The organism is Streptomyces cinnamoneus, from assembly GCF_002939475.1.
GTDB classification, from domain to species: Bacteria; Actinomycetota; Actinomycetes; order Streptomycetales; family Streptomycetaceae; genus Streptomyces; species Streptomyces cinnamoneus_A.
In genome coordinates this window covers 761,249-776,915 of the sequence record NZ_PKFQ01000001.1, presented here as the reverse complement: position 1 = coordinate 776,915, position 15,667 = coordinate 761,249, and the positions used below count along the sequence as shown (strand labels likewise).

The window sequence follows — 15,667 nt, the reverse complement described above, 5'->3', positions numbered from 1 at the left end:
ACCCGATGAACCCGATGAACACGCCTTCTGTTTGTCTGCCGAGGAGCTGACTCCATGTCCAACGAAGAGAAGTTCCTCGAGTACCTCAAGCGGGTCACCGCGGACCTCCGCGAAGCCCGCAAGCGGCTGCGCGAGGTGGAGGACCAGGACTCCGAGCCCATCGCCCTGGTCGCCATGGGCTGCCGCTACCCCGGCGGCGTCGAAACCCCCGAGGACCTGTGGCGGCTGGTCGCCGACGGCGCCGACGGCATCTCGCCCTTCCCCGCCGACCGCGGCTGGGACCTGGAGGGCCTCTTCGACGCCGACCCGGAGAGCAGCGGCACCAGCTACGCCCGCGAGGGCGGGTTCATCGAAGGGGCCGCCGAGTTCGACCCCGGGTTCTTCGGCATCTCGCCCCGCGAGGCCATGGCCATGGACCCCCAGCAGCGACTGCTGCTGGAGACCTCGTGGGAGGTGTTCGAACGGGCCGGCATCGACCCGTCATCGCTGCGGGGCAGTCAGACCGGCGTGTTCGTCGGCGCCTACTCCCAGGGCTACGGCAACGCCCTGGAGGCCTCGGTGGAGGCCGCGAACGTCGAGGGTCACCTCGCCACCGGCGCCGCCACCAGCATCGTCTCCGGCCGCATCGCCTACACCCTCGGCCTCGAAGGCCCCGCGGTCACTCTCGACACCGCCTGCTCGTCCGCGCTGGTCGCCCTGCACCTGGCCTGCCAGAGCCTGCGCAAGGGCGAGTGCTCCATGGCCCTCGCCGGCGGTGTGGCCGTCATGGCCACCCCCGGCGCGTTCACGGAGTTCAGCCGCCAGCGCGGCCTGGCCTCCGACGGCCGCTGCAAGCCCTTCGCCGCGGACGCCGACGGCACCAGCTGGAGCGAGGGCGCCGGCCTGCTGCTGCTGGAGAAGCTGTCCGACGCCCAGCGCAACGGCCACCGCGTCCTCGCCGTCATCCGCGGCAGCGCCGTCAACCAGGACGGTGTCAGCAACGGCCTGACCGCCCCCAACGGCCGCTCGCAGCAGAAGGTGATCCGCCAGGCCCTCACCAACGCCCGGCTGTCCGCCGCCGAGGTCGACGCGGTCGAGGCCCACGGCACCGGCACCTCCCTGGGCGACCCGATCGAGGCCCAGGCACTGCTGGCGACCTACGGCCAGGGCCGGCCGGCCGACCAGCCGCTGTGGCTCGGCTCGGTGAAGTCCAACATCGGCCACTCCCAGGCGGCGGCGGGCGTCGCCGGCATCATCAAGATGGTCATGGCACTGCGCGTCGGCGTCCTGCCGCAGACCCTCCACGTCGGCGAGCCCACCCCGAACGTGGACTGGTCCGCCGGCGCCGTCGAGCTGCTCACCGAGGCCCGGCCCTGGCCGGAGACCGGCCGGCCCCGCCGCGCCGCGGTCTCGTCGTTCTCCTTCAGCGGCACCAACGCCCACGTGATCGTCGAGCAGGCCCCGGAGCCGGAGGAGACCGAGCCGGCCGCCGAGCAGGCCGGACCCTCGACCCTCCAGGTCGTGCCCTGGCTGCTGTCCGGCAAGACCGCCGGGGCGCTGCGGGACCAGGCGGCCCGGCTGCGCGACCACGTCGAGGCCCGCGCCGACCTGTCCCCGGCCGACCTCGGATTCTCGCTCGCCACCACCCGCGCCGCCCTCGACCACCGCGCCGTGGTCGTCGGCCGCGACCGCGACGAACTGCTGCGCGGCGTGACCGCGCTCGCCGAGGAGGCGCCGGGCGCCGGCGTGGTGACCGGCGTGGCCCGAGGCACCGGGCAGCTCGCGGTGCTGTTCTCGGGTCAGGGTTCGCAGCGTGCGGGGATGGGTCGGGGGCTGTATGAGGCGTTCCCGGTGTTCGCCGAGGCGTTGGACGCGGTGTGTGGTGCGTTTGACGGGGTGCTTGAGCGTCCGCTGCGTGAGGTGATGTTCGAGCAGGGTGAGGCGCTGGATCAGACCGGTTTCACTCAGCCTGGGCTTTTCGCCCTTGAGGTGGCGCTGTATCGGCTGGTTGAGTCGTGGGGTGTGCGGCCCGACTTTGTGACGGGTCACTCGATCGGTGAGTTGGCTGCGGCTCATGTGGCGGGTGTGCTGTCGCTGGGGGACGCCGTCACGCTGGTTGCTGCGCGTGGTCGTCTGATGCAGGCGCTTCCTGCGGGCGGTGCGATGCTGGCCGTTGGCGCTGATGAGGCGACGGTGGCGGCGTACCTGGAGGGCCGTGAGGCCCAGGTGTCGATCGCTGCCGTCAATGGTCCGTCGTCTGTCGTCATCGCTGGTGACGAGGACGTGGTCGTGGAGCTGGGGGAGACGTTCGCCCAGGCCGGTCACAAGACCCGCCGACTCCGGGTGAGTCATGCGTTCCACTCGCCGCACATGGACGCGATGCTGGAGGACTTCCGCCAGGTCGCCGAGGGCCTGACCTACGAGCAGCCGTCGATCCCGGTCGTCTCCAACCTGACCGGCCAGGCTGAGGACGTCGCTTCCGCCGACTACTGGGTGCGTCACGTCCGTGGAGCCGTGCGCTTCGGTGAGGGCGTGCGCTGGCTTGAGGACCAGGGCGTCACGACCTTCTTCGAGCTGGGCCCTGACGGAGTCCTCTCCGGTATGGCCCAGGAGTCCGTCGCAGGCGAGCCCGAGCTGGTCGCCGCCCTGCGCAAGGACCGCCCCGAGCCCGAGGCCCTGGTCACCGCCCTCGGCCGGCTCCACGTGGCCGGAGTCGCCCTCGACTGGGGATCCCTCTTCGCCGGTTCCTCGATCGTGGACCTGCCGACGTATGCGTTCCAGCGTGAGCGTTTTTGGCCTGGGCGTGCGGTGGGTTTTGTGGGTGATGTGGCGTCTGCTGGTCTGGGTGCTGCGGATCATCCGTTGTTGGGTGCTGTGGTGTCGTTGGCTGATGCTGATGGGTTGTTGCTGACGGGTCGGTTGTCGGTGGCGACGCATGGGTGGTTGGCTGATCATGTGGTGTCGGGTGCGGTGTTCGTGCCGGGTACTGCGTTTGTTGAGCTTGCGGTGCGTGCTGGTGATCAGGTCGGGTGTGACCGGGTCGAGGAGTTGACGCTTGAGGCGCCGTTGGTGCTGCCTGAGCGTGGTGGTGTGCAGTTGCAGTTGGCGGTGTCGGCGGCTGATGAGTCTGGTCGTCGTGCGTTCACTGTTCACTCGCGTGCGGATGATGCGGGTGATGACGAGCTGTGGACGCGTCACGGCAGCGGCACTCTCGCCGAGTCGGCCCGCCCGGCGGACTTCGACCTCTCCGCCTGGCCGCCGGCCGGTGCCGAGGCGGTCGAGGTGGAGGGGCTGTACGGAGGGCTCGCCGAGGCCGGACTGGCCTACGGCCCGGTCTTCCAGGGCCTGCGCGCGGCCTGGCGGCGCGGCGACGAGGTGTTCGCCGAGGTCGCCCTTCCCGAGCAGGAGGAGGCCGGTGCGGCGGCGTTCGGGCTGCACCCGGCGCTCCTGGACGCGGCGCTCCACGGCATCAGCCTCGGCAGCTTCGTCGAGGACACGGGCCGGGCGGGCCTGCCCTTCGAGTGGAGCGGCGTCTCGCTGTACGCCACGGGTGCGTCCGTGGTGCGGGTGCGCCTGACCTCCGCCGGTACGAACGCGGTGGCCGTGGAGGTCGCCGACGAGACGGGTGCCCCCGTGGCCGCCGTCGAGTCCCTCGTGCTCCGCGCAGCCTCGGCGCACCAACCGGAACGGCGCACCGCCTTCCGCGACTCCCTGTTCCGTACGGAGTGGACCACGCTGGCCGCAGCCGAGGCCACGCCCGCCCGATGGGCGGCGCTCGGCCCGTGGACGGCCGGCCTCGGCGTCCCCGTCGAGACGGCGGACTCCCTGGACGACCTCGCCGGGCTCGCCCCCGACTTCGTCCTGCTCGCCGCTACGGGCACGGGCGAGGCCGGCGACGTGGCGGCCGACGCCCGCACGGCGACGTACCGCGTCCTCGACGTGCTCCAGACCTGGCTGGCCGACGACCGGTTCGCCGACTCCCGCCTCGTGGTCGTCACGGGCGGTGCGGTCGCGGTCGGCCACGACGCGGACGTCACGGATCTGGCCGGTGCCGCGGTGTGGGGTCTGGTGCGTTCGGCGCAGTCGGAGAACCCCGGCCGCATCGTGCTGGCCGACCTGGACGCCGAGGCGGCCTCCGCCGAGGCCCTGCCCGCGGCCGTCACCTCGGGCGAGCCGCACGTCGCCCTGCGCGCGGGCGTCGCCCACGTGCCGCGGCTCGCCCGCGTCGGATCGGACGGCACGCTCGTGCCGCCGGTGGGGGAGCCCGGCTGGTACGTCGGCCCGCTCGGCGGCGGCACCCTGGACGGCCTGGACATCCAGGTGGACGACGAGGCGCTGGCACCGCTGGCCCCCGGCGACGTGCGCATCGCCGTCCGCGCCGCCGGCGTCAACTTCCGTGACGTCCTCATCGCCCTGGGCATGTACCCCGGCGCGGCCGTCATGGGCGGCGAGGTCGCCGGTGTCGTCACCGAGGTCGGCCCGGACGTGACCGACCTCGCGGCGGGCGACCACGTGATGGGCATGGTGGAGCGGGCGTTCGGCCCGGTCATGGTCGCCGACCGCCGCCGTGTCGCCCCCGTACCCGAGGGCTGGTCGTTCGAACAGGCGGCCTCCGCGCCGATCGTGTTCCTGACGGCGCTGTTCGGTCTGCGGGACCTGGCCGGTCTCCGGTCCGGCGAGAAGGTGCTGGTGCACGCCGGTGCCGGTGGTGTCGGCATGGCCGCCATCCAGCTGGCACGGCACTTCGGCGCCGAGGTGTTCGCGACGGCGAGCGAGGGCAAGTGGGACGTCCTGCGCTCCCTCGGCCTCGACGACGACCACATCGCCTCCTCCCGCGACCTGGAGTTCGAGGAGAAGTTCCTCGCCGTCACCGGCGGTGAGGGCGTCGACGTCGTACTCAACGCGCTGGCGGGCGAATTCATCGATGCCTCGCTGCGCTTGCTGCCCCGCGGCGGCCGCTTCCTGGAGATGGGCAAGACCGACATCCGGGTGCCGGACGTGATGGCGGCCGACTTCCCCGACGTCGAGTACCGGCCGTTCGACCTGGCCGAGGCCGGCCCGGACCACACGCAGACCCTGCTGACGGACCTCGTGGCGCTGGTCGAGCAGGGTGCGCTGGAGCCGCTGCCGGTCAAGGCGTGGGACGTGCGGCGGGCGCGTGAGGCGTTCCGTTTCATCAGCCAGGCCAAGCACGTCGGCAAGGTGGCCCTCACCATGCCGCGTGAGCTGGACCCCGAGGGCACGGTGCTGCTCACCGGCGCCACCGGCACCCTCGGTGGGCTGGTCGCCCGTCACCTGGTGGCCGAGCGCGGTGTGCGTCACCTGCTGCTGGTGTCGCGTCGTGGCGCGGAGGCCGAGGGTGCGGCGGAGCTGGAGGTCGAGCTGACCGGGCTGGGCGCGCAGGTGCGGTTCGCCGCGTGTGACGTGGCCGACCGTGAGGCGCTGGCGGGCGTGCTCGGCTCGCTGGAGCGGCCGCTGACCGGAGTCGTCCACACCGCGGGCGTCCTCGACGACGGCGTGATCTCCTCGCTGACCCCCGAGCGGATCGACGGGGTCTTCCGGCCCAAGGTCGACGCCGCCCTCAACCTGCACGAGCTGACGCGGGACCTCGACCTCGCCATGTTCGTGGTGTTCTCCTCGGCGTCGGCGACGCTGGGCAGCGCCGGTCAGGGCAACTACGCGGCCGCCAACGCGTTCCTCGACGCCCTCGCCCAGCACCGCCGGGCCCAGGGCCTGGCGGGGCAGTCGCTGGCCTGGGGCATGTGGGCCCAGCGCAGCGCCATGACCGGCGACCTCGACGAGGCCGACCTCGCCCGGATGAACCGCGGCGGCTTCGGCGTCCTGACCTCCGAGCACGGCCTGGCCCTGCTCGACGCGGCGTCCGCCGTCGACGAGGCACAACTGGTGCCGATCCCCCTGGACACCGCCGCCCTCGGCCGCGGCGGGGACGTCCCGCCGCTGCTGCGCGGCCTGGTCCGGACCTCCGCGCGGCGCGCGGCGGCCTCCCGGGCCGACGCGGAGGTCTCCGGCCTGGCCGCCCGCCTGGCCGGGCTCGACGAGAGCGAGCAGCGTGCCGCGCTGCTCGACCTCATCCAGGGCCAGGCCGCTGCCGTCCTCGGACACGCGACGGGCGACCTGGTCGACGCCGGCCGCCCGTTCCGCGAGCTCGGCTTCGACTCGCTGACCGCGGTGGAACTGCGGAACCGGCTCACCGCCGCCACGGGCCTGCGGCTCCCCGCGACGCTCGTGTTCGACTACCCGACGCCGCTGGTGCTCGTGGAACACCTGTGGTCCGAAGTGCTGGGCGACGTGGCCGAGACCGCCACGCCCCTCACCGCCGCGACCACGGTGGCCAAGGACGACGACCCGGTGGTCATCGTCGGCATGGCCTGCCGCTACCCCGGCGGCGTGTCCTCCCCGGACGACCTGTGGCGCGTGGTGCGCACCGCGACCGACGCGATATCCGAACTGCCCCGGGACCGCGGCTGGGACATCGACAACCTCTACGGCGCGGACGCCGACGGCGAGACCATCACCAACACCCACGAGGGCGGCTTCGTCTACGAGGTCCCGCAGTTCGACGCCGCGTTCTTCGGCATCAGCCCGCGTGAGGCGCTGGCGATGGACCCGCAGCAGCGGCTGCTGCTGGAGACGGCCTGGGAGGTCTTCGAGCGGGCCGGCATCGACCCGATGTCGGTGCGCGGCAGCCGGACCGGCGTGTTCGCGGGCGCTTCCTCGTCCCTCTACGCCACCAACGTCTCCGAGTTCCCCGAGGGCGTCGAGGGCTACCTGATGACGGGCACCACCACCAGCGTGGTGTCCGGCCGCGTGGCCTACACGTTCGGCCTCGAAGGCCCGGCGGTCACGGTCGACACGGCCTGCTCGTCCTCGCTCGTCGCCCTGCACCTGGCGGCGCAGGCGATCCGCAACGGCGAGTGCACGATGGCCCTCGCCGGCGGTGTCACCGTCATGTCCACGGCCGGCATCTTCCGGGAGTTCGACCGGCAGGGCGGCCTCTCGTACGACGGCCGCTGCAAGGCCTTCGGCGCGGACGCCGACGGCACCGGCTGGTCCGAAGGCGCGGGCCTGCTTCTGCTGGAGCGCCTGTCCGACGCCCGCCGCAACGGCCACGACGTGCTCGCGGTCGTCAAGGGCTCGGCGATCAACCAGGACGGCGCCTCCAACGGCCTCACCGCACCCAACGGCCCGTCCCAGCAGCGCGTCATCCGGCACGCACTGGCCAACGCCCGTCTGGCGACCGACGACGTGGACGTCGTGGAGGCCCACGGCACGGGTACGACGCTGGGCGACCCGATCGAGGCCCAGGCCCTGCTCGCGACCTACGGCCAGGACCGCGACAGCGACCGTCCGCTGTGGCTCGGCTCGGTGAAGTCCAACATCGGACACTCCCAGGCCGCGTCCGGTGTCGCCGGCGTCATCAAGATGGTCATGGCGATGCGCCACGGCGTGCTGCCGCAGACGCTCCATGCCGACGAGCCGACCCCGCACGTGGACTGGTCCGTCGGCGCGGTGTCGCTGCTGACCGACGCGAAGGCATGGCCGGACTTCGGCAGGCCGCGGCGCGCCGGTGTCTCCTCGTTCGGCGTCAGCGGCACCAACGCCCACGTCATCGTGGAGCAGGCGCCGCCGGCCCCGCCGGTCCCGGCAGCCGCCGAGCCGGAGCCGGTGGCCGCTCCGGCCGTCGTCCCGTGGCTGCTGTCCGGCAAGTCCGGAGCCGCCCTGCGTGCCCAGGCCGAGCGGCTGGGTGCGTACACCACCGCGAACGGCGACCTGTCGCCGCTCGACGTCGGCCACTCCCTGGCCACCACCCGCGCGATGCTCGACCACCGGGCCGTCGTCCTCGGCCCGGACCGCGCCGCCGGTACGGCGGCCGTCACGGCGGGCGCTGACGCGTCCGGTGTGGTCACGGGCGTCGCGGATGTGCGGGGCAAGGTGGCCTTTGTGTTCCCGGGTCAGGGTTCGCAGTGGGTCGGTATGGCTGCCGAACTTATCGAGACCTCGCCCGTGTTCGCTGAGCGGATGCGGGAGTGTGCGGCGGCGTTGTCGTCGTACGTGGACTGGTCGCTGTTCGATGTGCTGGATGACGCTGAGGCGCTTGAGCGCGTTGATGTGGTGCAGCCGGTGTTGTTCGCGGTGATGGTGTCGCTGGCGGAGCTGTGGCGTTCGCACGGTGTCAACCCGGCTGCTGTGGTGGGTCATTCGCAGGGTGAGATCGCCGCGGCGTGTGTTGCGGGTGCGCTCTCGCTGGAGGACGCCGCCAAGGTCGTGGCTCTCCGGTCGAAGGCGATCCTGGCTCTGTCGGGTCTGGGCGGCATGGTGTCCGTCGCGCTGCCGGTGGAGCAGGTGCGGGAGCGCCTGACCGGTGGTCTGTCTGTCGCCGCCGTGAACGGCCCCAAGTCCGTGGTCGTCTCTGGTGATGTGGCGGAGCTGGATGCTCTGCTGGCCGCCTGTGAGGCGGATGAGGTGCGGGCGCGCCGGATCCCGGTGGACTACGCGTCGCACTCCGCTCATGTCGAGGCCATTCGCAGTGAGTTGACGACCGTGCTGGCGGAGATCGCTCCGCGTGCGGCTGAGGTGCCGTTCTTCTCGACGGTGACCGCTGACTGGTTCGACACGTCTGGCCTGGATGCTGAGTACTGGTACACGAACCTGCGGGAGACCGTGCGGTTTGAGGAGGCCACGAAGGCGCTCGTCGAGCAGGGTTATCGCTTCTTCGTCGAGGCCAGTGCGCACCCTGTTCTCAATCTGGGCGTTCAGGAGACGATCGACGCTGTCGGCGCCGACGCCGTCGTCCTGGGCTCCCTGCGCCGTGAGGAGGGCGGGCTCGTCCGCTTCGCCACCTCGCTGGCCGAGGGTTGGACACGAGGGCTCACCGTCGACTGGGGGACGTTCCTCGCCGGCGGTCGGCGCGTCGACCTGCCGACCTACGCCTTCCAGCGCGAGCGCTACTGGCTCGAACAGCCCCCGGTGGACATCGACTTCGCCATCAAGGGCAGCGCCGAGGACGCGGAGTTCTGGGCCGCCGTCGAGCAGGAGGACCTGACCGCTCTGGCGCAGACGCTGGAGGTCGAAGACCAGGACAGGCTGAGCGCGGCACTGCCGCTGCTGTCGGCCTGGCGCCGTCGCCGCAACGTGCAGTCGCGGGTGGACGAGTGGCGTTATGCGGTGTCGTGGAAGCCGCTCTCGCTTGACTCTGCTGCTGTGTCGGGTCGTTGGCTGGTCGTTTCGGCTGGTGACGATGTGGTGTCGGAGGTGCTGGAGCGCGCCGGTGCCGAGGTGGTGCGTCTGGGCCTGGACGGTTCCGTGTCCAGGGCTGGGCTTGCCGAGCGGTTGGCCGGTGTCGAGGTCGACGGTGTGGTGTCGTTGCTGGGGCTGGAGGATGCCGCGCATCCCGAGTTCCCGGTGATGTCGCGTGGTCTGGCCGACACGGTGGCTCTGGTGCAGGCACTGGGCGATGCGGGCGTTGCCGCGCCGCTGTGGCTGCTCACCCGCGGTGCGGTGTCCGTCGGCCGGTCCGACCGGCTTACCAACGTCGCCCAGTCGCAGGTGTGGGGCTTCGGCCGGGTGGTCGGTCTGGAGCACTCGGAGCGTTGGGGCGGTCTCGTTGACCTTCCCGAGGGCTTGGACGAGCGGGCTGCGGGCCGGCTGGTGGCCCTGCTGGCCGGCGGTGCCGGTGACGAGGACCAGATCGCGCTGCGCTCGTCGGGTGCCTTTGGCCGTCGACTGATGCGGGCCCCGTTGGGTGGGGCTGCCGCTCCGCGCACGTGGGAGCCGCGGGGCACGGTGCTGATCACCGGTGGTACGGGTGCTCTGGGTGGGCATGTGGCCCGTTGGGCGGCCGGCAACGGCGCGGAGCACCTCCTCCTCACCAGCCGGCGCGGCCTGGAGGCCCCGGGCGCCGCCGAGCTGGAGGCGGAGCTCACCGCGCTCGGCGCCCGCGTGACGATCGCCGCGTGCGACGTTGCCGACCGCGACGCGCTCGCGCAGCTGCTGGCCGAGCACCCGGTCAACGCCGTGCTCCACGCAGCTGGTGTCGGCGAGTTCACGGCGGTGGCGGACATGACGGACCCGGCTCTCGCCGACGTCCTGACGGTCAAGGTGGCCGGCGCGCGTCATCTCGACGAGCTGCTGGGTGACTCCGAGCTGGACGCGTTCGTGCTGTTCTCCTCCAACGCCGGTGTCTGGGGCGGCAGCGGCCAGGGCGCGTACGCCGCGGCCAACGCCTACCTCGACGCGGTCGCCGCCGACCGGCGTGCCCGTGGGCTCACCGCAACCTCCATCGCGTGGGGTGCCTGGGCCGACAGCGGCATGGCTTCCTCGGAAGACGCCGAGCAGCACCTTCGTCGTCGTGGCGTCCTGCCGATGGCGCCGGAGCTGGCGGTGTCGGCTCTGGTGCAGGCCGTCGAGCACGATGAGACGTTCGTGGCGGTTGCGGATGTGGACTGGGCGCGGTTCGTGCCCGGCTTCACCGCCGCCCGCCCGCGTCCCCTCATCAGTGACATCCCCGAGGCCGCGAAGGCCCTGGCCGACGGCGGCTCCGGGGACACCGAAGCGGCGGAGACGTCCGGCATCGCGGCCCAGCTGGCCGGGCTGTCGGTCGCCGAGCAGCTGCGGGTCGTCCTCGACCTGGTGCGTTCCACCGCGGCGTCTGTGCTCGGCTATGCGTCCGCTGAGGATGTGGAGCGCACTCGGGCGTTCCGGGAGATGGGATTCGACTCGCTGACCGCGGTGGAGGTGCGCAACCGTCTTGCCACGGCCACCGGTCTGAAGCTGCCGGCGACGGTGGTGTTCGACTACCCGAGCCCGGCCGTTCTCGCCGACTTCCTCCTCGGCCAGGTCGCCGGGGCCGGAGCCGTCGCGGACGCCATCGTCGCCACGCCGACCGGCACGGACGAGCCGATCGCCATCGTCGGCATGGCCTGCCGCCTCCCCGGCGACGTGCGCTCCCCGGAGCAGCTGTGGCAGCTGATGCTGTCCGGCGGCGACGCGCTCGCCGGATTCCCGGACGACCGAGGCTGGGACGTCGAGGGCCTGTTCGGAGCGGGCGCGAACTTCGCGCCCGAGGGCGGTTTCGTCTACGACGCGGGTCAGTTCGACGCGGCGTTCTTCGGCATCTCGCCGCGTGAGGCGCTGGCGATGGATCCGCAGCAGCGCCTGCTGTTGGAGGCGGCCTGGGAGCTGTTCGAGCGGGCGGGCATCGACCCGACCTCGCTGCGCGGCAGCCAGACCGGCGTTTTCGCCGGCGCCGGTACCTCCGGCTACGGCCTCGGCCTGGGCGCCCTGCCCGAGGGCGTCGACGGCTACATGCTGACCGGTAGCTCGGCCAGCGTCGTCTCCGGCCGCATCGCCTACACCCTCGGCCTGGAAGGCCCGGCGGTGACTGTCGACACCGCGTGCTCGTCCTCCCTCGTCGCCCTGCACTTGGCGGCGCAGTCGCTGCGCAACGGCGAGTGCTCGATGGCGGTCGCGGGTGGTGTCGCCGTGATGTCGACGCCGGGTGCCTTCCAGGAGTTCAGCCGCCAGGGCGGCCTCGCCCGGGACGGGCGCTGCAAGCCGTTCGCGGAGGCCGCGGACGGTACGGGCTGGGGCGAGGGCGTGGGCCTGCTTCTCGTCGAGCGGTTGTCCGACGCGATCCGCAACGGCCACGAGGTGCTCGCGGTCGTCAAGGGCTCGGCCATCAACCAGGATGGTGCGTCGAACGGTCTGACGGCGCCGAACGGTCCCTCGCAGCAGCGGGTGATCCGCCAGGCGCTGGCGAACGCCGGTCTGTCCGCGTCCGACGTCGATGTGGTCGAGGCGCATGGCACCGGCACCACGCTGGGTGACCCGATCGAGGCGCAGGCCCTGCTGGCCACCTACGGCCAGGAGCGCGACGGCGACCGGCCGCTGCTGCTCGGCTCGGTGAAGTCGAACATCGGTCACACGCAGGCTGCTTCGGGTGCCGCCGGCATCATCAAGATGGTCATGGCGATGCATAACGGGATGGTTCCGGAGAGCCTGCACGTCGACCGTCCGTCCACGCACGTGGACTGGACGGCGGGTTCCGTCGAGCTGGTCACGGAGAACACCGCCTGGCCGGAGACCGGCCGTCCGCGTCGCGCGGGTGTGTCGTCCTTCGGCGTCAGCGGCACCAACGCCCACGTCGTTCTTGAGCAGGCTCCGGCGGGTGGCAAGCGCGCCGCTGCCGAGCCCGTCCCCGGCCTCGTGCCGTGGGTGCTGTCGGCGAAGTCCGAGAGCGCGCTCAAGGAACAGGCCGAGCGCCTGCGTGCGGCGGTCACCGACGGCGTCTCGCCGGTCGACGTCGCCTTCTCGCTCGCGACCACGCGGGCTGCTCTTGAGCACCGGGCAGTGGTCGTCGGCACCGAACACGAGGAGCTTCTCCGCGGCCTCGCTGCCCTCGCCGAGGGAACGTCCGCCGCGGGCGTCGTTCGCGGCACCGCGCGTGACGGTGGTCTGTCGGCGGTGCTGTTCTCGGGCCAGGGGTCGCAGCGTGCGGGTATGGGCCGGGAGCTGTACGAGGTGTTCCCGGTGTTCGCCGAGGCGTTGGACGCGGTGTGTGCCGAGTTCGACCGGGTGCTGGACCGTCCGCTGCGTGAGGTGCTGTTCGAGCACGGTGACGCGCTGGACCAGACCGGCTACACCCAGCCCGGGCTCTTCGCCCTTGAGGTGGCGCTCTATCGGCTGGTCGAGTCGTGGGGTGTGCGTCCGGACTACGTGACGGGTCACTCGATTGGTGAGCTTGCTGCCGCGCACGTGGCGGGTGTGCTGTCCCTGGAGGACGCGGTCACGCTGGTCGCCGCGCGTGGCCGGTTGATGCAGGCGCTCCCTGCCGGTGGCGCGATGCTGGCCATTGCGGCTGATGAGACGACTGTGGCTGCGCACTTGGAGGGCCGTGAGGCCCAGGTGTCGATCGCGGCGGTCAACGGTCCGTCGTCTGTGGTGATCGCTGGTGACGAGGATGTGGTGACGGAGCTGGGTGAGGTCTTCGCTCAGGCCGGTCACAAGACGCGTCGTCTCCGGGTGAGCCATGCGTTCCACTCGCCGCACATGGAGGCGATGCTGGACGACTTCCGCCGCGTCGCCGAGGGTCTGACCTACGAGCAGCCCCGCATCCCGGTCGTGTCGAACCTGACCGGTCAGGCTGAGGACGTCGCTTCCGCCGATTACTGGGTGCGTCACGTTCGCGGCGCGGTCCGCTTCGGCGAAGGTGTCCGCTGGCTTGAGGACCAGGGCGTCTCCGTCTTCCTGGAGCTGGGCCCCGACGGTGTGCTCTCGGGCATGGCCCAGGAGTCCGTCACCGGCGAGCCCGAACTCATCGCGGCTCTCCGCAAGGACCGCCCCGAGCCGGAGGCCCTGGTCACCGCGCTCGGCCGCCTCCACGTGGCCGGCGTGACTCCCGACTGGGCGGCGTTCTTCGCGGGCCGCAACGCCCGGCGCGTCGACCTGCCGACCTACGCCTTCCAGCGCCGTCACTACTGGCTGGAGTCGGCCGCGTCCGCTGAGGCGGGCGAGGCCGGCGCGGCGGACGCGCAGTTCTGGTCGGCGGTCGAGCGGCTCGACGCCGACTCGCTGGCCGGGACCCTGGAGGTCGACGGCGAGGCCCTGCGGGCCGTACTGCCGGCCCTGTCCACCTGGCGCGGCAAGCAGCGCGAACAGTCCACCGTGGACGACTGGCGCTACCGGGTCGAGTGGAAGCCGCTGGCTCAGCCCGCCGACTCCGTCCTCACGGGCACCTGGCTCCTGGTCACCGCGGAGTCCGGGACCGAGCAGCAGGGGCTGTCGGCGGACGTGGCCGCGTCGGTGGAGTCCCGGTCGGGTTCGGTGATCCGGCTCGAACTGGCCGAGGACGTCCTGCACCGCGACGGGGTCGCCGCACGGCTCCGCGAGGCGACCGGCGACAAGGCCCTGGCGGGCATCGTCTCCCTCCTGGCGGTGGACGACCGGCCGCACGCCGAGTACGCCGTCGTGCCGAGGGGCGTGTCGAACACCCTCCTGCTCGTGCAGGCCCTCGGCGACGCGGGCGTCGAGGCGCCCCTGTGGCTGCTCACGCGGGGCGCGGTCTCGGTCGGCCGCGCCGACCGGCTCACCAGCTCCGCGCAGGCGCAGGCCTGGGGGCTCGGCCGGGTCGTCTCGCTCGAACACCCCGGCCGCTGGGGCGGTCTCGTCGACCTGCCCGAGGCGCTGGACGAGCGGGCCCGCGGCCGGCTGTGCGCGGCGCTCGCCGGGATCGAGGACGAGGACCAGCTGGCGATCCGTACGTCCGGAGTGTTCGGCCGGAGGCTCGTCCGGGCGCCGCTGCGCGAGGCCGCTGCCGCCGCGCGGTGGCAGCCGCGGGGCACGGTCCTCGTCACGGGCGGCACGGGCGCGCTCGGCGGGCACGTCGCGCGCTGGGCGGCCCGCAACGGCGCCGAGCACGTCGTCCTGACCAGCCGGCGCGGACCGGACGCGGACGGCGCCCGGGACCTGGAGGCGGAGCTGACCGGGCTCGGCGCCAGGGTCACCCTCGCCGCCTGCGACATCGCCGACCGCGACGCGGTGGCGACCCTGGTCAAGGGCCTCGCGGCGGACGGCGACCCGGTACGGGCGGTCGTGCACGCGGCCGGCGTCGGCCAGGGCACCCCGCTCCCCGCGATGAGCCTGGCCGAGTTCGCCGACATCGTCGCGGCGAAGGCGGCGGGCGCCCTGCACCTCGACGAGGTGCTGTCCGACGTCGAACTCGACGCGTTCGTCTCGTTCTCCTCCATCTCCGCCACCTGGGGCAGCGGTCTGCAGGGTGCCTACGCGGCGGGCAACGCCTTCCTCGACGCCCTCGCCGAGCAGCGCCGGGAACGCGGCCTCGCCGCCACCTCGGTGGCGTGGGGGCCGTGGGCCGAGGGCGGCATGGCCGACGGCGAGGCCGGCGAGCAACTGCTGCGCCGCGGCCTGCGGGTGATGGCGCCCGACCTCGCGGTCACCGCCATGGAGCAGGCCATCGGGCACGGCGACACCGCCCTCACGGTCGCCGACGTCGACTGGGCGCGGTTCGTGCCCGGCTACACCGTCGCCCGGCCGCGCCCGCTGATCAACGGCGTGCCCGAGGTGCCCGCACTGCTGGAGGCCGCCGACGGCGGGCAGGGCGACACCGGGACCGAGGTCTCGGAGTTCGCCCAGCGGCTCGCCGGCCTCTCCGAGACCGAGCGCGACCGTGCCGCGCTGGACCTGGTCCGTACCGAGGCCGCGGCCGTCCTGGGCCTGGCCGGGCCGCACGAGGTCGAGCCCTCCCGGCCGTTCAGCGAGATCGGCTTCGACTCACTGACCGCCGTCGAGGTGCGCAACCGCCTCAACGCGGCCACCGGCCTGCGGCTGCCCGCGACCATGGTGTTCGACCACCCGACCCCGGTCGTGCTGGCCAAGCACCTGCTCACCGAAACCGTTCCGCACACCGGGGCCACCGGCGACCCGGTCCTGTCCGAGCTCGACCGGCTCGAGACCGCGATCAGCGCGGCCGAGCCGGACGAGCAGACCCGCAGCAGGGTGACCGCCCGGCTGCAGCTCCTCCTCGCGAAGTGGACGGAGGCCACCGGACCGGAAACCCCGGAGCCGACGGCCGCCGAACGCTTCGAAACGGCGACGCACGAAGACGTGTTCGCCTTCATCGACAACGAGCTCGGACTCTCCTGAGCACCGC

General features: G+C 72.6%; 1 protein-coding gene. It reads left to right on the top strand.

The genetic code is table 11. From position 1 onward, the window contains the following. The first annotated feature begins 54 nt into the window (after positions 1–54). The gene (locus tag CYQ11_RS03475) at positions 55–15,660 is read left to right on the top strand and encodes a type I polyketide synthase (RefSeq protein ID WP_099199032.1); all 15,606 of its coding nucleotides are present in this window, start codon (positions 55–57) and stop codon (positions 15,658–15,660) included. Positions 15,661–15,667: the final 7 nt, after the last annotated feature.